The sequence below is a fragment of the Paenibacillus sp. MB22_1 genome, assembly GCF_047200555.1.
Classification (GTDB): Bacteria; Bacillota; Bacilli; order Paenibacillales; family Paenibacillaceae; genus Fontibacillus; species Fontibacillus phoenicis.
On sequence record NZ_JBLADV010000002.1, the window covers coordinates 2,069,327 to 2,089,558 of the forward strand.

16 protein-coding genes are annotated in these 20,232 nt (G+C 54.7%); 15 read left to right on the plus strand and 1 reads right to left on the minus strand.

Annotation, left to right across the window (positions count from 1 at the left end; genetic code table 11):
* Positions 1 to 29: 29 nt before the first annotated feature.
* A complete protein-coding gene (gene acnA / locus ACL02P_RS21300; RefSeq protein ID WP_009226934.1) occupies positions 30 to 2,747 on the minus strand; it encodes an aconitate hydratase AcnA in 2,718 nt (905 codons plus the stop codon).
* A 234-nt stretch (positions 2,748 to 2,981) separates the two neighbouring features.
* Between acnA and ACL02P_RS21305 the strand changes: the two genes are divergently transcribed.
* The 15 genes from ACL02P_RS21305 (at position 2,982) to ACL02P_RS21375 (ending at position 20,229) form a co-directional block, all read left to right on the plus strand.
* Complete coding sequence (locus ACL02P_RS21305; protein ID WP_036646604.1) at positions 2,982 to 3,986, plus strand: amidase domain-containing protein; 1,005 nt, start codon at positions 2,982 to 2,984, stop codon at positions 3,984 to 3,986.
* Positions 3,987 to 4,040: 54 nt separating this feature from the next.
* Positions 4,041 to 5,135: a D-alanine--D-alanine ligase gene (locus ACL02P_RS21310; protein WP_036646606.1), complete on the plus strand. Its 1,095-nt coding sequence runs from the start codon at positions 4,041 to 4,043 to the stop codon at positions 5,133 to 5,135.
* 55 nt (positions 5,136 to 5,190) lie between these two features.
* A complete protein-coding gene (locus ACL02P_RS21315) occupies positions 5,191 to 5,511 on the plus strand; it encodes a hypothetical protein (RefSeq protein ID WP_009226937.1) in 321 nt (106 codons plus the stop codon).
* A gap of 62 nt (positions 5,512 to 5,573) precedes the next feature.
* The gene (locus tag ACL02P_RS21320; protein ID WP_009226938.1) at positions 5,574 to 5,741 is read left to right on the plus strand and encodes a hypothetical protein; all 168 of its coding nucleotides are present in this window, start codon (positions 5,574 to 5,576) and stop codon (positions 5,739 to 5,741) included.
* 102 nt (positions 5,742 to 5,843) lie between these two features.
* Positions 5,844 to 6,614, plus strand: coding sequence for an enoyl-ACP reductase FabI (gene fabI, locus ACL02P_RS21325; RefSeq protein ID WP_009226939.1), 771 nt, complete (start codon positions 5,844 to 5,846; stop codon positions 6,612 to 6,614).
* Between the two features lie 203 nt (positions 6,615 to 6,817).
* The gene (locus ACL02P_RS21330) at positions 6,818 to 7,687 is read left to right on the plus strand and encodes an inositol monophosphatase family protein (protein WP_009226940.1); all 870 of its coding nucleotides are present in this window, start codon (positions 6,818 to 6,820) and stop codon (positions 7,685 to 7,687) included.
* 56 nt (positions 7,688 to 7,743) lie between these two features.
* Positions 7,744 to 7,992 (plus strand): hypothetical protein, encoded by a 249-nt coding sequence (locus ACL02P_RS21335; RefSeq protein WP_198136241.1) that lies wholly within the window; start codon positions 7,744 to 7,746, stop codon positions 7,990 to 7,992.
* Between the two features lie 22 nt (positions 7,993 to 8,014).
* The gene (locus tag ACL02P_RS21340; RefSeq protein ID WP_009226942.1) at positions 8,015 to 9,274 is read left to right on the plus strand and encodes a stalk domain-containing protein; all 1,260 of its coding nucleotides are present in this window, start codon (positions 8,015 to 8,017) and stop codon (positions 9,272 to 9,274) included.
* A 271-nt stretch (positions 9,275 to 9,545) separates the two neighbouring features.
* Positions 9,546 to 11,864 (plus strand): glycoside hydrolase family 65 protein, encoded by a 2,319-nt coding sequence (locus tag ACL02P_RS21345; protein ID WP_412838036.1) that lies wholly within the window; start codon positions 9,546 to 9,548, stop codon positions 11,862 to 11,864.
* The gene (locus ACL02P_RS21350; protein ID WP_412838037.1) at positions 11,861 to 14,230 is read left to right on the plus strand and encodes a glycosyl hydrolase family 65 protein; all 2,370 of its coding nucleotides are present in this window, start codon (positions 11,861 to 11,863) and stop codon (positions 14,228 to 14,230) included. Before ACL02P_RS21345 ends, ACL02P_RS21350 begins: the two co-directional genes overlap by 4 nt.
* 46 nt (positions 14,231 to 14,276) lie before the next feature.
* Positions 14,277 to 14,909 (plus strand): beta-phosphoglucomutase, encoded by a 633-nt coding sequence (gene pgmB / locus ACL02P_RS21355; protein WP_323079012.1) that lies wholly within the window; start codon positions 14,277 to 14,279, stop codon positions 14,907 to 14,909.
* 227 nt (positions 14,910 to 15,136) lie between these two features.
* On the plus strand, positions 15,137 to 16,966 hold the full coding sequence (locus ACL02P_RS21360) for a sensor histidine kinase (RefSeq protein WP_412838038.1): 1,830 nt from the start codon (positions 15,137 to 15,139) through the stop codon (positions 16,964 to 16,966).
* A 20-nt stretch (positions 16,967 to 16,986) separates the two neighbouring features.
* The gene (locus tag ACL02P_RS21365; protein ID WP_009226947.1) at positions 16,987 to 18,312 is read left to right on the plus strand and encodes a response regulator; all 1,326 of its coding nucleotides are present in this window, start codon (positions 16,987 to 16,989) and stop codon (positions 18,310 to 18,312) included.
* Between the two features lie 104 nt (positions 18,313 to 18,416).
* A complete protein-coding gene (locus ACL02P_RS21370) occupies positions 18,417 to 19,361 on the plus strand; it encodes a carbohydrate ABC transporter permease (protein WP_412838039.1) in 945 nt (314 codons plus the stop codon).
* A 1-nt stretch (position 19,362) separates the two neighbouring features.
* Positions 19,363 to 20,229, plus strand: coding sequence for a carbohydrate ABC transporter permease (locus tag ACL02P_RS21375; protein WP_009226949.1), 867 nt, complete (start codon positions 19,363 to 19,365; stop codon positions 20,227 to 20,229).
* Positions 20,230 to 20,232 lie beyond the last annotated feature (3 nt).

The following is a 20,232-nucleotide window of genomic DNA, read 5'->3' on the forward strand; positions in this document are numbered from 1 at the left end:
AGAACTCGTTTTTGATTTGAAGCGTTGATTTACGCGTTTGCTGCGATCATTTGACGCAATACGGTTTGCAGGATGCCGCCGTTGTGATAGTAATCCACATCGACCATGCTGTCGAGGCGGGCAATCACCGTGAACTGGAACGTGCTGCCATCCTGGCGGGTTGCCGTTACGGTTAATTCTTGACCCGGCTTCACGTCGTTGCTCAGGCCTTCGATATCAAACGTTTCGGTGCCGTCGATGCCTAGCGTTTTCCAGCTTAAGCCTTCCTTAAATTGCAGTGGCAGTACACCCATGCCGACAAGGTTACTGCGGTGGATCCGCTCGAAGCTCTCCGCGATAACCGCTTTGACACCCAGCAGGTACGTGCCTTTCGCTGCCCAGTCACGGGAGCTTCCGGTACCGTATTCTTTGCCGGCAATGACAACGAGGTTTTGGCCTTCAGCTTGATATTTCATCGAAGCGTCGTAGATCGACATCACTTCGTCCGTCGGCAGGTATTTCGTTACGCCGCCTTCCGTACCTGGCGCCACTTGGTTGCGGATGCGGATGTTGGCGAACGTGCCGCGCATCATGACCTCGTGGTTACCGCGGCGGGACCCGTAGGAGTTGAAGTCTTTGCGTTCAACTCCATGCTCTGTCAAATATTTGCCCGCCGGACTGCTTGGCGAAATGTTGCCCGCCGGAGAGATATGGTCGGTCGTTACCGAATCGCCGAGCAAGGCCAGCACACGTGCACCGCGGATGTCTGCAATGTCGGACAAGCCTTCGCCAATCTTCTCAAAGAACGGCGGATTTTGGATATAGGTCGATTTCTCATCCCACTCGTACAGCTCGCCTTGCGGAACCGGGATGGAATTCCAGCGTTCGTTTTGCGTGAAGACATTCTCGTATTTGCTGCGGAACATCTCCGGACTCATCGATTGGCCGATCACTTCCTTAATTTCTTGGGAAGAAGGCCAGATGTCCTTCAGGTAAACCGGCTTGTTGTCGCGGTCGTAGCCGATCGGATCGTTTTGCAGGTCGATATTCACCGTACCCGCGAGCGCGTAAGCAACGACCAGCGGCGGAGAAGCCAGATAGTTCGCTTTCACCTGTGCATGGACGCGGCCTTCAAAGTTCCGGTTCCCCGAAAGTACCGCCGCAACCGTCAGATCGTTATCGGCGATCGCTGCGCTGACTTCGTCCGGCAATGGACCGGAGTTCCCGATACAGGTTGCGCACCCGTAACCGGCAACGTGGAAGCCAAGTGCTTCGAGCGGCTCGATTAAGCCGGCTTTTTGCAGATACTCCGTTACCACGAGGGAGCCTGGGGTCAAGCTGCTCTTCACGTAACCCGGCTTGGTCAGACCGCGTTCAACGGCTTTCTTCGCCAGCAGGCCAGCGCCGACCATAACGCTTGGGTTGGAGGTGTTGGTACAGCTCGTAATCGCCGCGATAACGACGGCGCCAGTTTTCAGTTCGCTGGTTGAACCGTCCGGATGCTTCACCGGTACGGACTGCTCGATCTTCTCTTCGGTCAGGCCGTAACCGCCTTTCTCAACCGGCGTGCGGATGATGGAGTTGAAGCTCTCTTTCATCGCAGTAAGCTCGATGCGGTCCTGCGGACGCTTTGGTCCGGCCAAGCTTGGTACGACGGAGCCAAGATCCAGCTCGATCAGATCGGTAAATACCGGATCCGGCGTATCGTCCGTGCGGAACATGCCTTGCGCTTTGTAATAGGCTTCAACCAGCGCGATTTGCTCTTCGGAGCGGCCGGTGCTGCGCAGATAAGCGAGCGTTTCCTTATCTACCGGGAAGTAACCGATCGTTGCACCGTATTCCGGGGCCATGTTTGCCACGGTCGCGCGATCGGCAAGGCTGATGTTGGTCAGGCCTGGGCCATAGAATTCCACGAATTTGCCGACAACGCCTTTCTTCCGCAGCATTTGCGTAACGGTCAGCGCCAAGTCGGTGGCCGTAGCGCCCTCAGCCAGGCTGCCGGTGAGCTTAAACCCGATAACTTCCGGAGCGACAAAATAGAGCGGCTGCCCCAGCATGCCCGCTTCGGCCTCGATCCCGCCAACGCCCCAGCCAACGACGCCAAGACCGTTGATCATCGTCGTATGGGAGTCGGTGCCTACGAGCGAATCTGGGTAAACGAACGTTTCGCCGTTTACGGTCTTCGTAGCGGCCACAGATGCCAGATACTCCAGGTTGACCTGGTGAACAATCCCGGTAGCCGGAGGTACGGCGCGGAAGTTGTTGAAGGCGGTTTGCGCCCAGCGCAGGAAGCGATAACGTTCTTCGTTGCGCTCAAACTCAACCTTCATGTTGTACTCAAGCGCATCTGGGGAACCAAACGCGTCGACCATGACGGAGTGGTCGATGACGAGGTCAACCGGCACGAGCGGGTTGATTTGTTTCGGATCCCCGCCGGCTTTCTTCACGGTGTCGCGCATCGCGGCGAGGTCGACGACGACCGGTACACCGGTGAAATCCTGCAATACGATACGAGCGGGGATAAAAGGAATCTCTTTATTCTCATCGCGGCCCTCGCTCCAACCGGCGATTTGCTTCACATGTTCTTGGGTGATCGCTCTTCCGTCATATTGGCGGACAGCGGCTTCAAGCAATACTTTAATGGAGAACGGAAGTCTGGAAATCTTCCCCAGACCTTGCTGCTCAAGAGCTTGCAGGTCATAGTAGCGGTAGCTCTTGCCGCCGACCTCCAGCGTACGGGCAGCGGAAAAAAAATCGTTCGCTGACATGAATGAACCTCCTTGATTGTAGTTTCACTAGATGAAACATTATTTCAAAAATTCCTGATTTAAGTATACCTTTCCTACCGTGGGGAGTAAAGTACTTTTTGTACCTGATTTAGGCTCGTTTGGGCTGTATCGGTGCGGTTGAATGGGCTTTCAAGCCTAGGCCGGCCAGGTGTAAAACATACTCCCTCCCAGGCGTTCATATAATGGCTAATAGTGAAAAGGAGGCGTGGACGTATGGCGGAGGAATGGAAGAAGACGTTATCGGTTTATGTAAACGAACAGAACCAGGACGAAGTGGACTATCGCACGCCTAGCGGAGGCACGGTCGTAACCGATGTGGATTATCTAATGCGGCGGGGTGAGCGGAAGCGCAGACTGGAGAGCTGGTATCGCCTTCGGGGAGCCTCGCCGCTGCGCTGCGAGACCCGGGCCAAGCTGGTGCGTGAGATCGAGAAGCGCGAGGGCGAGATCGAGGTCGATCTGCAGCTGTCCCGCAAAATATACTATGAAAAAGGCGGAGCCCGCCATCAGGAGGAGCGAATCGAAAAGCAGCGCCTAACCTTGGCGCGCGACGGTTCCGGCTGGATCGTCAGCAAGGTGGAACAGCCGGTGCCTGAGCGGCATCCGGTGATGGTGCTCCCTGATCATAATGAAGAGGAAGCGGCGGGGAGCAAGGGAGCTGTGCCGCGGCCGTTTTTGAACCACGAAGTTCTCGGGATAGGCGGCGCACGCAGCATCGCTTACCGTCGCGAGGAAGCCGTGATATACGCTGATCGGTGGTGGGACAGCTTTAATCCGGAATTCGCCGCCTTTGAGGTGGATTGCACGAACTATATCTCCCAGTGCCTCTTTGCAGGCGGAGCCCCAATAAACTATACTGGAAAAAGAGAATCGGGCTGGTGGTACAAAGGTTATGTCGGCGGACGGGAGCTGTGGAGCTACAGCTGGTCAGTGGCCAATGCGTTAGCGCGCTATCTCGGCCAGAGCCGAACCGGACTTCGCGCCGAACTGCTCGAGCGTCCGGAGCAACTCCAGCTTGGCGATGTGATCGCCTACGACTGGGACGGCAACGGCACGTTTCAACACAATACGATCGTGACCGCGTTCGACGCTGGCGGCATGCCGCTGGTTAACGCCCATACGACGCCAAGCAAGCACCGTTATTGGGATTACCGGGATTCCTACGCCTGGACCGAAAAGACGGTGTATCGTTTTTATCATATCGCGGACCGCTTCTAGAGTTGAGTTCAATGAAGGTTCATTGAACTACATATTTAAGGAAAGAGGTTGCTCATGGGACAGGACAGAATTACCGTAGGCCTCATCTACGGGGGTAAATCAGGAGAGCATGAGGTTTCGCTGCAGACGGCCTTCGCCGTATCTAAGGCGTTTAATTTTGACAAGTACGAGTTACTTCCTTTTTATATCGATAAGCAGGGCAAATGGAAGGTGGGCGAGAAGCTGCACGCGCCGTTTGCCGCACTGGAGGAGCTGAAGCTTGAGGAGAGCAAGGGCGATACGGCTGCTGCGATGGGGCTGTTGTTCAGCAAGCTGTCGACGGGCCAATCGGAAATTGACGTAGTGTTCCCGCTGCTGCACGGCACCAACGGCGAAGACGGCACGATTCAAGGGCTGTTCGAAATGGCAGATTTGCCATACGTCGGAGCAGGCGTACTGGCTTCCGCGGCCGGGATGGATAAGGTCATCATGAAGAAGCTGTTCGCCGAGGCCGGACTCGAGCAATGTGCGTACTGCTATTTCACCGCATCCGAGTGGGAGCGCTCAAGCCACACGCTGATCCAGAGCATCGAGGAGAAGCTTGGCTATCCGTGCTTTGTCAAACCGGCGAACCTTGGCTCCAGCGTAGGGATATCCAAAGCGCGAAACCGTGAGGAGCTGCTGTCCTCCGTGGCGCTGGCCTTCCGTTATGATTTGAAAGTGATCGTTGAGGAATTTGTGGACGCCCGCGAAGTGGAGGTCGGGGTGCTCGGCAACGATGAGCCGCTGGCCTCAGTACCAGGAGAAATCGTCTCCTCAGGCGAATACTACGATTATCAAGCCAAATATTTGGATGGAAAATCGCAGATGCTGATTCCTGCGCCGATCGATACCGAATTGGCTGAGCGCATCCGGGAACTGGCGGTTAAGGCGTTTAAAGCGATTGCCGGCAGCGGGCTGTGCCGGGCTGATTTTTTTGTGCGGAAGTCGGATCATAAAATTTGGATTAACGAAGTGAACACGATGCCAGGCTTCACGCCGTTTAGCATGTATCCGCTCTTGTGGCGCGAAACCGGAGTGGCTTATGAGGTGCTGCTGGATCGCTTGATTGAATTGGCGCTGGAGCGCTATGAAGCCCGGCAGGCGTTGGAATTCGAAAGCGGCATTTAGTCAGCGGCGGCGATTGCCGCCCGGACGGCCGGCTGAATGAAAGGAAGGGGTAACGGTGGGGTTTCAAACGGAATTCAACTCAGTGTGTAAGTTCAAGAAAGAGCAGGAGCTTTACGAACTGTTGGAATACGGCAAGGGCAAAATGCTCAAAGAAGGGCTGCGCGTGTTCCCGACAGGACAGAAGGTCATCGCATATTCACCGGATAACAAGGCGGTGGCGATCGTGAAGATCACCGCTTGTGTTGCCGAGATCAACTTCAATGGAGAGGAAGTTACTTCGGTTGAGCTGGAACTGATCCGTCCGCTGACGGAGGAGGAGTCTGCCGTGCAGACCGCTCTGGCGCACGAAATGTTCTTCGGAGATCCAGACGTTTAACGACCTCGAGACCCTGGAGCAGCGATCCGCGCGGACACGCCGATCACGTTATCGTCCTTCCTTTGCTTGAGTTTCTGCGCAGTATCGCCCCGATCACCGAGCGGGTGGATGTGATGCTGGAGGCGAAGCTCAAGGACGGGGCGCTATCTGCGTTAATGGAGGATTTAGCGCGGTATCGGGAGGAAGGCGTGGAAATTTTGGATGGAGCGAGCGTGCGCATCCAACCGTAATTCTGAGGACAAGCCGTCGCTGAACGCCGGCTCTCTTGAAAAATGAAGGGAAATACGGTAAGTTGTACAAAATGAAGGTGTACTTAAAAGAGGAGGATATTCATGGGTAATTTGTTAGCGGGGAAAAATGTGATCGTGATGGGGGTTGCCAACGAGCGCAGCATCGCGTGGGCGATTGCGCAAAGCTTGGCAGAACAAGGCGCCCGTCTGGCTTTTACATATGAGAGCGAACGCGTAGAGGGCCGGGTTCGCAAGCTGGCCGAAACGATTCCAGGTTCACTGATCCTGCCGTGCAACGTGACGGTGGATGAGGAGATCGATCGACTGGCCGACGCACTGCGGTCCGAATTTGGCGTTCTGCATGGTCTGGTTCACAGCATTGCGTTTGCCAAAGGCGAGGATCTGGCGGGTGAGTTTATGGACACGTCCCGCGAAGGTTTTGCGTTGGCTAACGACATCAGTGTCTATTCGCTGGTAGCCGTATCGAAGCGCCTGTCTCCGCTCATGACGGAAGGCGGCAGCATTATGACGATGACGTACATGGGATCGGAGCGCGTGATGCGCAACTATAACGTGATGGGCGTAGCTAAGGCCGGACTGGAAGCATCGGTACGTTACCTGGCTAACGACCTCGGGCCGAAGAACATCCGCGTCAATGCGATTTCGGCTGGGCCGATCCGTACGCTGGCCGCGAAGGGGATCAGCGATTTCAACTCCATCCTCAAGCAAGTTGAGGAGAAAGCTCCGCTGCGCAAAACGACGGACACCGCTGAAGTTGGTGACACGGCGATGTTCCTGATCAGCCATCTGTCCCGCGGAATTACCGGGGAGGTAATTTTTGTAGACGGCGGGTATAATATCGTAGGTGCATAACGTAAAGACCGCATGCGGTTAGTCAGCAAAAAGTTCGTTTCCGGAGGGGACACATTCCCTGCTATTGGACACGGACTTTTTGCATATAAAGTAAAGTGGCTTTCGTTTGAATTCCAAGGCGGGCAGGCGAAAGGACGCAACTTTGCAAATTTAAGGACGTATAGTTTTTAGGAAGCAAATTATCAGTATAAGATGAAAGTAGAGTGAATCGATTGGAATCGAATCCGAAAGTTCCATATGTGGTAGGCAGCAAGAGTCCGACGGCCGTAGCGATCAACTGCGCTGCGAAAGCGGGAGAATGGATTAAGAGCCGGCTGGGGGACTACCGTGATCTGAGTACGAAGCAATCGCCGCAGGATTTGGTAACGGATGTGGATAAGGGTGCGGAAGCGATGATTCGCAAGCTGATCTTGACGCATTTTCCAGATCATGAGATCCTTGGCGAAGAAGGTGTAGCCCCAGGAGCGGCGGCATCTGCTGCAGCGCTGAAGCAGGGGAGCGAGTCGGAGTATTTGTGGATCGTCGACCCGGTGGACGGAACGACCAATTTCGTGCACGGATTTCCGTTTTTCTGCGTATCGATAGCGCTGGCATATAAAGGTGAGGTCATTATCGGCGTGATTTATGACCCTATACGCGACGAGATGTTTGTGGCGGAGAAAGGCAAAGGCGCCTACATCCACGGGCAGCCGTCGAAGGTGTCCGCCGATGCGACTTTGTCCGGCAGCGTCGTTGCGGTAGGGTTTAACCCGGACCGGGATTTTGCCTTGCCGGTAAACATGCGTGGACTGAACGCGTTGTCCGGTGAAGTGCGCAGCCTGCGCGCCGCGGGTTCAGCCGCTTTGCATCTGGCGTATGTTGCTGCTGGTCGGCTAAGCGGATATTATGAGGTTGGACTGAACGCCTGGGACGTCGCCGCCGGCGCACTGATCGTGAAGGAATCGGGAGGAATAGTGACAGATACCGCAGGTAACCCTTATCACATCGGCGTACGTCATTTGGTTGCCAGCAATGGCAAAATCCATGACGAGCTGCTGAGTGTTATCCGGGCTGCCGATGCGACGGGCCTGTAAAACGAGTTTGGCGACAGCAAATGTTTAATCCATATTTACCGGAAGGAGTGTCCAGGATGAGCGATAGCAAGGAATTGGAACGCGAGCTCAGCGAGATGCTGACGGAAGGGGAATACGGCAATGAGAAAGAACGCCGTGAGGAGGAACGCAGAAGATTGTCACCGAAGTACGAAATCCGAATTCAGACCACGTTGGACCCGATCGTGGAGGAGACGCTGAATTATCGGAAGATGGCCAAGGAAGTCGATGGCCGTTATGATGAGTATTTGAAAAGGACCGGGCGCGCGGAGAAAAAACCGGAATAACGCAGTCAAGGAGTTGAAAAGCTTGAAGCATCATCGGATGAACAAGGCTTTCGTTTTGGCGGGAGCGCTTGCCCTCGTTCTAATCTTGTTCAGCGGCATCGCCGCAAAACCGGCCCAAGCTGCGGAGGCTGTCGACGACTACCTTATCGTTGCGCTGGGCGATTCCATTACAGCCGGGTACGAACCGGGCATGACCGAGCAGAGCGTCCCCTACGGCTTCGTCGAACGTCTTAGAGAACAAGGGCTGTTTCATGAGCGGACGTCTGCCGTCAATTACGGCATTCTGGGTCTGACCAGCGAAGGCTTAAAAAATTACGTTACCGCGATCCAGAAGGGTGTGCCGGCGGCTGCTGCAGACATTCAAGCGAACGTGCCCGATCCGCGTATTGCTTCCTTTGCGGCGGGGATTGCCCAAGCGAAGGCTGAGCTGCAGAAGGCCGATTTGATCACGATTACGATCGGCGGGAACGACCTGCTGAAACTGCTTCCTGATGTGAAAAACATCTCGCTCGATCAGCTCCGCGCCCAAGGCGATGAGGTGTTGACGCGTTATGGTGACAACCTGCGCGAGATCGTCCGCATCTTGCTGGAGTTGAATCCTTCGGCGCAAATCGTGATTGCGGACCAATATCAGCCGGTGCCGAAGCTGGCCGGCGCAGCGATCTACGATGAGCTGCAGCAGCTCGCCGGTAAGTTTACCGCTATCGTGGATGGCATTGTTGCTGATCACGCAGGTGATGCGAAGCCGGTAAAAGCAGCCCATGTAGCAGCGGCTTTTACGGGGCGGGAAATTTCGCTGACGCATATTTTCTCCGACACGGATATCCATCCGAACCAAGCCGGATATGAGGAAATCGCCAAGATTTTCGCTGAATCGGTTTGGGGCAGCTATCAGACGACAACCGCCAAGACCGGTGGAGCCCCGATATCCGTTGTGGTTAAGGGCAAGGAGTTAAACACGCCGTATCCGCCGATCTTGAAGAACGGGCAGACGTTTGTGGCCATTAAGGACATCACTGATGCGATTGGAGCGCAAAGCAAATGGGATTCCCGCACCTCCACTGCGACGGTTACCTATGGCAGCCGGACGGTTGTGATCCCGATTGGCGCGAAGCAAATCAAAGTAGATGGAACGCCGGCGACGACCGCAACTCCAGCTTTCCTGCAAAAGGTCGGCAAAGAGAACAAAACCTATGTTCCGCTCGCTTTGCTCGTGCAGGGGCTTGGGCTGGATGTTCAATACAGCAGCAAAATGAAGACGGTATTTATCAACGAACTTTAATATTAAAATAGTTGGCCGACAAATCGCCGGAGCGTGGAGAACGCTCCGGTTTTTTTGTGTTGCGGCTGGCGCCAGCCCCCCAGATGTATATGGCTGCCGGCTTCTCTCGATATTATCCCGATGAGTCAGGGGGAGTGAATGAAAGGGATGCCAAATCCGTATGATCACACATAAGCTCCTTAGTCCTGGACATTTGGCCGCAAAGGGCGTTCCGCTAAGCTAAGTGGGAGAGGTTTATTTTAGGGATACACATAAAAGGAGATGGCGGAACATGCCGAAAATCGCGGACAAATATTTACAGGTCGACCCCTGGAAGGTCGTGGAGGTAGGTTTTGATCCGGGGCGTAACCGGGTCAGCGAGTCGATTTTTTCACTGGGGAATGAATATATGGGGGTCAGAGGCTACCCGGAGGAAGGGTATAGCGGAGATACGCTGCTGGGCAGCTATTTCAATGGGCTGTTTGAGGAGAGCCCGGTGACGGCTCATTACAAGGGGATTATTAAATCGCTGCGCTTTATGGTGAACGCGGTGGATTGGCTTCATACGCGGATTACATTGGATGGGGAAACGCTGGATCTGGCGGTGAGCCGGTTCAGCAACTTTCGGCGGGAGCTGGATTTTCGCACAGGCATCTATTCTCGGGAGTTCGTGTGGCATACTGCCAGCGGGAAAGATGTTCAGCTCACATTTGAACGCTTCGTCAGCATGAAGGTGTCTCATCTCGGGGCACAGCGAATCACATTGACACCGCTCAATTTCTCTGGTTCAATCCAGGTACAAACCGGCCTGAACCTGAAGGTGATTCATGAGGATCAGCAACGGTGTTACTGGAAGGAACTGAAGCAAGATGAAGCCGAGGCGAGCGATGGAACCCCGATCGCAGCAATTCTAGGGGAGACAGTGAACACGGGGAACCGGTTGTTTTCCGGGTTTCATGTCGTTGCACCGGACGCGGTTACGGACGAGTTGGTGCAGGAAGACAGCTACATCGGCCGGGTTCTGACTTTGACGCTGGAGCAAGGCAAGCGCAGCACGCTGGATAAACTGGTGGTGAACGTGGCTGATAAAGATCGCTCCACCCAGGATAATGACCTTTGGCTGCGAGGGATCGAGCTGACAGCGCAACTCACACAGGCTGGATTTGATGCGGCGGCGGCTGACCAGCGGGCATACTGGGATCAGGTATGGGTGGAATCGGATATTGTCATCGAAGGTGATCCGGAGAATCAGCAGGGAATTCGCTTTTGCATTTTTCAGCTGTATCAGACTTACCATGGGGATAACCCCGGCTTTAACATCGGGGCGAAGGGGCTGACCGGCGAGGCGTATCGCGGGCTGGCTTTCTGGGATACGGAGTCGTATTGCTTGCCGTTTTATATTTTCAACAATCCGAAGGCAGCGCGGAGCTTGCTTGAGTTCCGTTACCGGACGCTCCCTGAGGCGCTGAAGCGGGCCAAGGAGTTGGACTGTGAAGGAGCGTTTTATCCGATTGCGACCATCGACGGAACGGAAAGCTGCGATCTGTGGCAACACTCGAATCTGCAGCTGCATGTCGGCACGGCGGTTGCGTACGGGTTGCGCCATTATGTGAAGATTACGGGCGATAAGTCGTTTTTGTATGAAAAAGGTGCGGAAATGCTGATTCAGATCAGCCGTTTTTATGCGTCACGCGGTCAGTGGGGGCAGCAGTCGGGTAAATACGGCTATTTCGGCGTCATGGGCCCGGATGAGTTCCAGCTGATGGTAAACAACAACTGTTATATCAACCTGATGGCCAAGAAGCTGTTCGAGTACACGCTGGAGGTGCTGGAAGCGATGCGGAATGAGGCTTCCGCTGCTTATGACGAGCTGGCAGCCCGGCTTGGCCTGACGGAGGAAGAACAGCAGGATTGGCAGAACAAGGCGCAGCATATGAAAATTCCGCGGGATGAACGGACGGGGATTTTTGAAGAGCATGATGGCTTTTTTGACCTGCCGCATCTGGATATTCACGCCATTCCGGTCACGGAGTTCCCGCTGTATTCGCATTGGTCGTATGATCGACTCTACCGTTACGACATGATTAAGCAGCCGGATGTGCTGATGTTCATGTTCCTGTACAGCAGCGAATACTCGCTCGAGGAAAAACGCGCTAACTACGATTATTACGAGCCCCGCTGCATTCACGAATCGTCGCTGTCGCCGTCGATCCACTCGATTTTGGCGGCGGAAATCGGACGTTCGGATGAGGCGTATAAGTTCTTTGAATTTGCGACCCGGTTAGACCTGGACAACTATAACCGCAATACGCGGGAAGGCTTGCATACCACGTCAATTGCGGCAGCTTGGATGAACATTGTGTACGGGTTCGGCGGGATGCGGTCCGATGGGGAGTTGCTTGCGCTGAATCCAAGTATCCCTGAACGGTGGGAAAGTTACCGGTTTATGGTGACGTATCGCGGCACGAAACTGCAAGTTGAAGTGGACCAGAATCAGGTTAGCATCCGTGCGATGTCCGGCGGCGTGGCGGAAATTTTGGTGTATGGCAACCTGGTCAACATCGATGAAGCCGGGATTCGGTTGCCGCTCCGAAAGGCGGTCGTTCAATGAGCTGGATCGTTAGAGAAAGCGGGTTTGACCCGGAGCGGATCGCACATCACGGCAATAAGTTTATGATCGGGAACGGGGTTCTTGGTTACCGGGGGACGTTGGAGGAGTTCAGCAAAAGTGAGCTGACCGCAACGATCGTCGCCGGCCTGTACGACCAAGTTGGGAGCAAGTGGCGTGAGCCGGTGAATGCCCCTAACGGGCTGGAGACGAATGTTTTTTGGAACGGCACGCGGCTAAGCGTGTTGGAGGCCGGAAATGTGGCCACAGGGGATAGCGCAGTGAAGAGCGAGAGTGCAGGCGGAGAGCGCGATCGAAGCAGACCAGAGCTTGTGGCTCACGAGCAGTCGCTGAACCTGCGTCAGGCGGTACACCGCCGGCGGTCGGTTTTTCGCACAGGGGATGGCGCAGAGGTCACGATCACTTCGGAGCGGTTTTGCAGTGCGGCGCGCACGGAGCTGATCGTATGCCGCTTCACCGTGGAGAGCAGCCAGGATGGCGAGCTGACGATCGTCACCGGCATTAATGGCGACGTCTGGGACATCAATGGCCCGCATCTTGTGCGGATGGAGAGCGGAGCGCATGCGGCAGGGGATGACGCAACCTGGGAGGTCGTGTCACTTACCGCTTCGACGCAGGAGCTCGGCTTGCCGATTACCGTAGCGGAAGCGGCAGAGGTTGCGAGCGGCGGGGAGCATGAAGTTTTACACGAGGATCTATCCATCCGCCGCCGGATCCACGTGCGTTGCCGGGCCGGGGAACCGGTCGTGCTCGTAAAAGCTGTCGCCGTGGTGGCCGGACTGGAAGGGGAAACGGCTAACCAGGTTCAGGCGGCAGCGATCCAGTCGGCCCGGGAAGCGCGGCAACTTGGTTACGATCGGCTGCTGAGCGAGCACGCCGAATATTGGGAGCGCAAGTGGAGCGCCTCCGACATTATCGTTGTAGGCGATGACGAAGCCCAGCTGGCATTGCGCTATAGTATGTACCAGCTCCACATCATTGCACCGGAACGCTCGGAGAAAGTGTCCATTCCGGCTCGCGGGTTGTCCGGCCAGGTATACAAGGGCGCGGTGTTCTGGGATACGGAGATGTTTATGCTGCCGTTCTTCCTGTATACCCAGCCAGAGGTGGCACGGAACCTGATGATGTACCGGGTGCATACGCTGGGCGGAGCGAAGCGCAAAGCCGCCGAGTACGGCTATGAAGGCGCATTTTATGCCTGGGAGAGCCAGGAAACAGGGGAGGATGCCTGCACCTTGTTTAACGTCAATGACGTGTTCACCGGCCGACCGATGCGAACCTATTTCCGCGATAAGCAGGTGCATATCAGCGCGGACGTGGCGTACGGGATCTGGCAGGTTTACGCGTTTACAGGCGATGACCGTCTGCTTTTGGATGGCGGGGCGGAGGTCGCGTGGGAGTGTGCGAAGTTCTTTTATTCGTATGGGTATTTCAACCCTCGGAAGCAGCGTTACGAAATCCTCGACGTTACGGGGCCGGACGAATATCATGAGCGGGTGAATAACAACGCGTTCACGAACCGGATGGTGAAGGAATGTCTGCGCATCGCTTTGGATGCAATGGAGATTCTAAAGCGCGGCAACTCCGAGCGGTATGAGCAGCTGCTGGCAGGCAGCCATATACAGCCGGAGCACATTCGCGACATGTATGAACGGTTGTACGTTCCAGAGCCGGATGCCCAAAGCGGGTTGATTGAGCAGTTTGACCGCTATTACGCGCTGGAGGACGTTGCGCTGCCGCAACTGAAATCGCGAATGCTGCATCCCCACGAATATCTCGGCGGGGGAAACGGACTTGCGACGACAACGCAAATCCTCAAGCAAGCCGATGTAGTGCTGATGCTGCACCTGTTTAAGGACGATTACGATCCAGCAATCAAAAAAGCGAACTGGGCTTACTACGAGCCGCGCACCGAGCACGGATCGAGCCTCAGTGCTTGCATCTATGCACTGGTGGCAGCGGATACGGGATCACCGGACTGGGGTTACCCTTACTTTATGCGGACGGCGACGATTGACCTAACCGGCGATGCCAAGCAATACGTCGGTGACTTGTACATCGGCGGCACGCATCCCGCTGCCAACGGCGGGGCGTGGATGGCGGCGGTGTTGGGATTTGCCGGCTTACGGTATGACGGAGACAAGGCGGTGCTTCGTCCGGCGTTGCCATCAGCCTGGCAGGCGATCGAATTCCCGGTACGCTTAGGCGGCGGCTCTTATCGGATCCGTGTCAGCCGGGAAGAGGTGGTCATCACGGCTCATGGCGATAATCCAGCTGGCCTGCGGTTTACCGTAGGAGAAGGAGAGCTGGCGGTAGCGCCGGGCCAGGAGGTTCGGATCCCCGTATGATACGGTCCGTTAGGAGTGCAAACGAAAGATTAAAGGAGAATCCATCATGTTAGAAACAATGAAAGGTGCGATCTTCGACCTCGATGGCGTGATCGTTGATACAGCCAAATACCACTATCTCGCCTGGCGGGCGCTGGCGCGACGGCTAGGTTTCGAGTTTACCGAAGCCGATAATGAGCGGCTGAAAGGTGTCAGCCGCATGGAATCGCTGCGCATCCTGCTTGAGGTGGGCGGTGTGGAAGCCACGGAGGAAGAACGCGAGCGGATGGCGGCAGAGAAGAACCGCGAATATGTCGAGTATATTTCCAAGCTGGAGCCTTCGGAAATTTTGCCGGGGGCGAAGGAGTATTTGCTGCAGCTGCGCGAGCGGGGCGTCAAGGTCGCGCTTGGGTCGGCGAGCAAAAACGCCGGGTTCATCTTATCCCGGCTGGGCATCGCGGAGCTGTTCGACGCGGTGATCGACGGCACCAAGGTGTCCAAGGCGAAGCCGGACCCGGAGGTGTTCCTCGCGGCTTGCTCGGCGCTGGCGTTGCCGCCGTCTGAATGCGTCGTGTTTGAGGACGCAGAGGCGGGCGTGCAGGCGGGCAAAGCCGCAGGCTGCCGCGTCGTCGGCATCGGCAGCCCAGACATCCTGGCTGAAGCCGATCGGGTCGTCAGCGGGCTGCATGAACTGGTGTAATGGGCACGTTTGATCGCTTGGCCCGACAGTGAAGTAAGTCCCTCGGAAACTTCCGAGGGACTTTTTGTTTTTTTAACTGGCAAGAAACTCAAAATCCCCTACACTAAGAATTAGGCAGGGGCCCGCCATCCGCGAGAACAGGAGGAACCGCCACGATCTTCGTAGAAACGCGCATACTTGCCGGTTTTTAGAATTGCTATAGTTAAATTGCCGGAGGTGCAACACCATTGAAGCTAAAACTCAAGAACCCGCTAGCCAATTTGAACGTTAAACAGCAGATGATCCTCCTCTTTATTGTGATGGTCATTCCGTTATTTATTCTGAACGCCTACGGCAACTATAAAGCGGATCAAGTATTGAAGCGAAATGTCACCAACGCCTATATCGAGCTGAATAAGCAGAATTTCCGGCTCATTACCCGGGATATCGAGGCGATTAACAAGGTTACGTCAACCGTATTCCAGCATCCGCTGCTCCAGCAGCTGAACCCCAGCGGTGAAAGCTCAGAGACCGTCCTGGATCGGGTCAAAAACTACGAGAGGCTGGAGAACCTGCTGCTCAATTACTCGCAGGAAACCGATCAGCGGGAGCCGGTGTATTATTCGCTATACGTCTACGATCCGGACAACGCGTATTTCTTTGCCCCATATTATCCGGATGCGCGAAAGGCGGGCGTCTATTTTTTTCTCGAGAACGAGAAGCCGGAATGGTTTGATGAAGCCGTCGCGCAAAAAGGAAACGGTTACCTGCGCCTCATTGAGCACCTGTCTCCCTCCGGCCAAGGCCTGCCAAATCAAAAAACGCTCGCTTATATTCGGGCGATCAACAGCATTTACAAAAACGGTACGATCGGCGTACTGGTTGTGTCCAATGTTGACGGGCGCATCGGCGAATCGCTGCAAACCGTCTCCATTCCGGAGGGTGAGCTGTATTTTACCGATTGGAACAACCGGATTCTGACCTCCACACCAAGCCTGACGCCAACGCCAACTGGTTCGATATTGGATTTACCGCCAGAGGCGGATTTAGGCGATTCGCTGATCGGGGTGAAGGATCTCATCACCGAGGATTTCATCTATGTGATTAATTATAATTACGTTCTGCAGCAAAAGCTGGTGTACAAAGTGCCCATCAAGGCCATGCTGCAACAGCAAAACGAAATCAAACGGATTATTCAGCTCATTTCCATCGCTTATTTTGTGGTGGGGCTGGTGTTAATCTTATATTTCTGGCGGTCGCTGATGACCCCGATTCAAAAATTGGTTTATTTCGTCCGCCGTTACGAGCCGGGCAATGTGGTGCCGGAGACGCCGTACCGGGAAAGAAACGACGAGGTCAGCGTGCTCATTTCTACAATCTACGAGATGGCTCGCCGCCTCAATGGACTGATTCATTATAAATATCAGATGGACATCAAGCAGAAGGAAGCCCAGCTGCAAATTTTGTATCAGCAGATTAACCCGCATTTGCTGTACAACACGCTGGAGAGTATTTATTGGAAAAGCGCGATGGAAGGAAACACCGCCTCCGCCGAAATGATCAAGGAGCTGTCCAAGCTGATGAAAATCAGCCTGAGCCGCGGCCGGGAGCTGATCACGCTGGAGGAAGAGCTGGAGCATGCTTCGGCTTACATCAAGCTGCAGGAGCATCGTTATGAGTATGGTTTCCGCGTGACCTGGGACATTCCATCGGAACTGCATTCCACCATCATTCCAAAAATCACGCTGCAGCCGCTTATTGAGAACGCTATCATTCATGGCGTTAAACATATGGGAGAAGATGGCGAAATCATGATTCGCGCCGAAGCGGACGAAGCGCAGGGTTGTGTATACATTAGGATCGCCGACAACGGGTATAAGCCGGTCGACTTCGACGCCATCGACAAGCTGCTGAATGACGAAACGCCAAGCCCATCGTTTGGTTACGGCATCCGCAATATTCATCAGCGGCTTCGGCTGCATTTTGGGCCGGAGTACGGTTTGAAATATATGGGCCGCCCTGAAGGCGGAACCATCGTCACCATTACCCTGCCGCTCACCGTGAACCGGAACGAATAAAACGAACAGGGGGAACCACGATGTACAACGTATTGGTCGTCGACGACGAACCGTTGATCTGCAAAGGATTATCGGGACTTTTAACCGCTTCAGGACTGGATATCGGCCAGATCTACACCGCGTATAACGGGCACGAAGCGCTGGATTATGTCCGAATGGAGGAAGTAGATCTGCTCGTCACTGACATCCAGATGGGAGAAATGAACGGGATCGAGCTGATGCAGCAGGCGAAGCTGATCAAGCCATGGGTACAGACGATCATCATCTCCGCGCATGAAACGTTCCAATACGCCCAGATGGCGATCCGGCTTGGCGCCAAGGACTATTTGATTAAGCCGCTGAACAGTGAGCAGTTCCTGGATTCGGTGCGCAACGCGCTGCTCAAGATGGATAAACCGATGCCGCAGAGCGAGGAGCTGTTGTCCCGGGGCGCTGAACATTTCCGCATGGAGGAGCCGCTTCCGGAATACGGCGAACGGTTGAACCGCCTGTTAAGTGATCCCGCCGAAGGGGACGAAGAGCAGAGGTTTGCGGAAGCTGAGCGATTGGGGCTGACGGGGCCGTATTTTTCCGTGATCAAAATCAAGCTGGCCATCCCCGCTGACAAGCAGCTATCCGTGGACCAGGATCGGGATGCCTGCCTGTTCCGCTACGCGGCGCTGAATATCGTGAACGAGCTGCTGCATCAGGAGTGGCGCGCGGCATCTTTTTATACCCAGAGTCTGGAGATCGCCCTCATCTTGCAGTGGAATGAAACGGAGTACGCCGAACCCAATCTCAATAAAATCAACCAGCTCGAAATGCTAGGCCGCAGCCTGCATCATCACATCCATAAATACCTTGGCTTGCGGTGCACGGTGGGGATCAGCCAGATTCTCAAAGGTACGGGGTTTCTGAGCTTGCTAAGCCGTCAGGCGGACAAAGCGATGCTGTGGGGAGGAGAACACGGGGATCACCATGTGTTTTATTATGGCGATTTTAACTGGCACAACTATACCCAGGATCCTTCCACGGAGGAGCTGACGAAGCAGAATAACCGGATCGTGGAGAGCGCCAAGAAGTATATCGAGGAGAATTACCGGCAGAAGGGGCTGACCATCCACGAGGTGGCCCGCAACAATCATGTCAGCCCCAATTACTTGAGCTACTTGTTCAAGAAAAATACCGGCTACAACCTCTGGGAATACGTGATTAAGCTGCGGATGGAAGAGAGCAAAGCGCTGATTCTGAACACGGATCTGCGCCGTTACGAGATCGCCGAACGCGTGGGATATGAGTCGCCGGAGCATTTTAGCAAGATATTTAAGAAATACTTTGGCGTCAGTCCTACCGAGCTGAAGAAATAAAGATGAAGTAAGAACGACTATAGTTCACATAGTTTTAGACATGTTCGCGGGGGAGCCCCTTTTCTAAAATGAAAAGAGACATTACGTAGAAAAGAGGGAGAACGATGGGGGAACCCGTGATTTCACCGGGGAACATGCAGCAGAGCACGGTTAAAGCATCCGCCTCCGCTTCGCGGAAGCCGCGGCGGGGGTCGAACTGGAAGCAGTACATGTGGGGGTATCTTTTTCTGGTACCGGCGATTGCCATCTTTATCGTGTTCTTGTGGGTCCCGATCATCAAAGGGATGGTTTACAGCTTCTACAATATCGATTTCGTCAAAGGCAACACATTTGTCGGATTCGACAATTACGTAAAGGTGTTTCATAACCCAGACGTACTTCTGTCGGTTCGCAACACCTTGTATTATATGCTCCTCTGCTTGGTTATCGGCTTTTGGGTGCCGATCGCGGCGTCAATCGCCATTTCCGAGCTGCGCTGGTTCCAGGGATTTGCGCGGATTGCCGCGTACCTGCCGTTTGTCGTGCCGGGCGTCGTCCTCTATGGGATGTGGCGCTGGATGTACGATCCGGTGGGGCCGATCAACGCCTTGCTCGGATGGTTTGGAGCCGATCCGGTGTCCTTTATTTCCGACGGCAGGTGGTCGATGGTCTCGATCGTCTTTATGGAGACGTGGCAGCAGTTTGGTTCAGCGATGCTGATTTACCTGGCCGGAGTGCTGAGCATTCCGCGGGACTGGTACGAAGCGGCGGAAATCGATGGAGCCGGCGTCTGGGCCCGGATCAAATACATCACGCTGCCATCGATGCGGAACCTGATCGTGTTGATGCTGATTTTACAGCTGATCGGCACTTCCCAGGCGTACCAATCGCAGTTAGCTTTGCTGGACGGCGGGCCAAACAAGGCGACGTTAACTTACGCCCTCCTGACAGTCAAATACGCCTTTACCCAGCTCGATTACGGGGCCGGGACCGCGCTGGGTGTTCTGATGTTCATCGTGCTAAGCGTGCTGGGCGTGTTGCAATACAAGCTGAACAAGGAGGAGTACTGATATGAAAGAAAGAGGCATCCTGTCGCCCTCCGATCTGCAGAAGCCGCTGAATAAAGTGGTATACGGATTTATGGTCTTGTGCATCGCGGTGATGACGTTTACGATGCTGTATCCGATCGCGATGACGATGTTTAACGGGCTGAAGAGCAACCAGGAGGTCAACTCGTTTCCGCCGCGATTTTTTCCGCAGGAATGGCATTGGGACAATTTCCCGAAAGCCTGGAATTACATCGATTTGCCGATGTTTTTGAAAAATACTCTGCTTATCTTCGGCGGCAACCTGCTGATGACCATTTTGGTGCTGGGTCTCGCTTCGTTCAGCATTTCACGGATCCGGGTGCCGTATAGCCGGGCGATCTACTTTTTTATCCTGCTGACGTTGTTTATCCCGGCCTCCAGTTATATGATCCCGAACTTCGTCAACCTGAAGGAGCTGGGGCTGCTGAACACCTATTGGGCGTTCTGGCTGCCGGCGGGAGCGAACGCGTATTATTTTCTGCTGATGAAAAATTTCTTCGACGGCATCCACCCGGAGATCTTCGAAGCGGCCCGGATTGACGGAGCTTCGGAGTGGACCAGTTACTTGCGGATTGCGGTGCCGCTGTCCGTGCCGATCTTCGCGACGCTGGCGATCTTTATTTTCTCCACGGCGTGGAATGACTGGTTCTGGCCATCGCTGGTAATGCACACGGAAGACAAATATACGCTGGCGACCGCGATCTACAAATATGTAATTAACGCGCGGAACATGGATAGCAGCATTAAGTTCAGTATTTTGTTTATGGTGATGATTCCGCCGATCTTCGTGTTCCTGGGGTTCCAGAAGTTTATCATGCGCAGCGTGAGCTTGTCTGCAGTTAAGGGATAGGCG

What these genes read in the sequence shown, in the direction of transcription:
- ACL02P_RS21345 (WP_412838036.1), top strand. Translation starts at nt 9,546, where the DNA reads ATGCCGAAAATCGCGGACAAATATTTACAGGTCGACCCCTGGAAGGTC.
- ACL02P_RS21375 (WP_009226949.1), top strand. Translation starts at nt 19,363, where the DNA reads ATGAAAGAAAGAGGCATCCTGTCGCCCTCCGATCTGCAGAAGCCGCTG.
- ACL02P_RS21365 (WP_009226947.1), top strand. Translation starts at nt 16,987, where the DNA reads ATGTACAACGTATTGGTCGTCGACGACGAACCGTTGATCTGCAAAGGA.
- ACL02P_RS21370 (WP_412838039.1), top strand. Translation starts at nt 18,417, where the DNA reads ATGGGGGAACCCGTGATTTCACCGGGGAACATGCAGCAGAGCACGGTT.
- ACL02P_RS21310 (WP_036646606.1), top strand. Translation starts at nt 4,041, where the DNA reads ATGGGACAGGACAGAATTACCGTAGGCCTCATCTACGGGGGTAAATCA.
- ACL02P_RS21305 (WP_036646604.1), top strand. Translation starts at nt 2,982, where the DNA reads ATGGCGGAGGAATGGAAGAAGACGTTATCGGTTTATGTAAACGAACAG.
- ACL02P_RS21335 (WP_198136241.1), top strand. Translation starts at nt 7,744, where the DNA reads ATGAGCGATAGCAAGGAATTGGAACGCGAGCTCAGCGAGATGCTGACG.
- pgmB (WP_323079012.1), top strand. Translation starts at nt 14,277, where the DNA reads ATGTTAGAAACAATGAAAGGTGCGATCTTCGACCTCGATGGCGTGATC.
- fabI (WP_009226939.1), top strand. Translation starts at nt 5,844, where the DNA reads ATGGGTAATTTGTTAGCGGGGAAAAATGTGATCGTGATGGGGGTTGCC.
- acnA (WP_009226934.1), bottom strand. Translation starts at nt 2,747, where the DNA reads ATGTCAGCGAACGATTTTTTTTCCGCTGCCCGTACGCTGGAGGTCGGC.
- ACL02P_RS21350 (WP_412838037.1), top strand. Translation starts at nt 11,861, where the DNA reads ATGAGCTGGATCGTTAGAGAAAGCGGGTTTGACCCGGAGCGGATCGCA.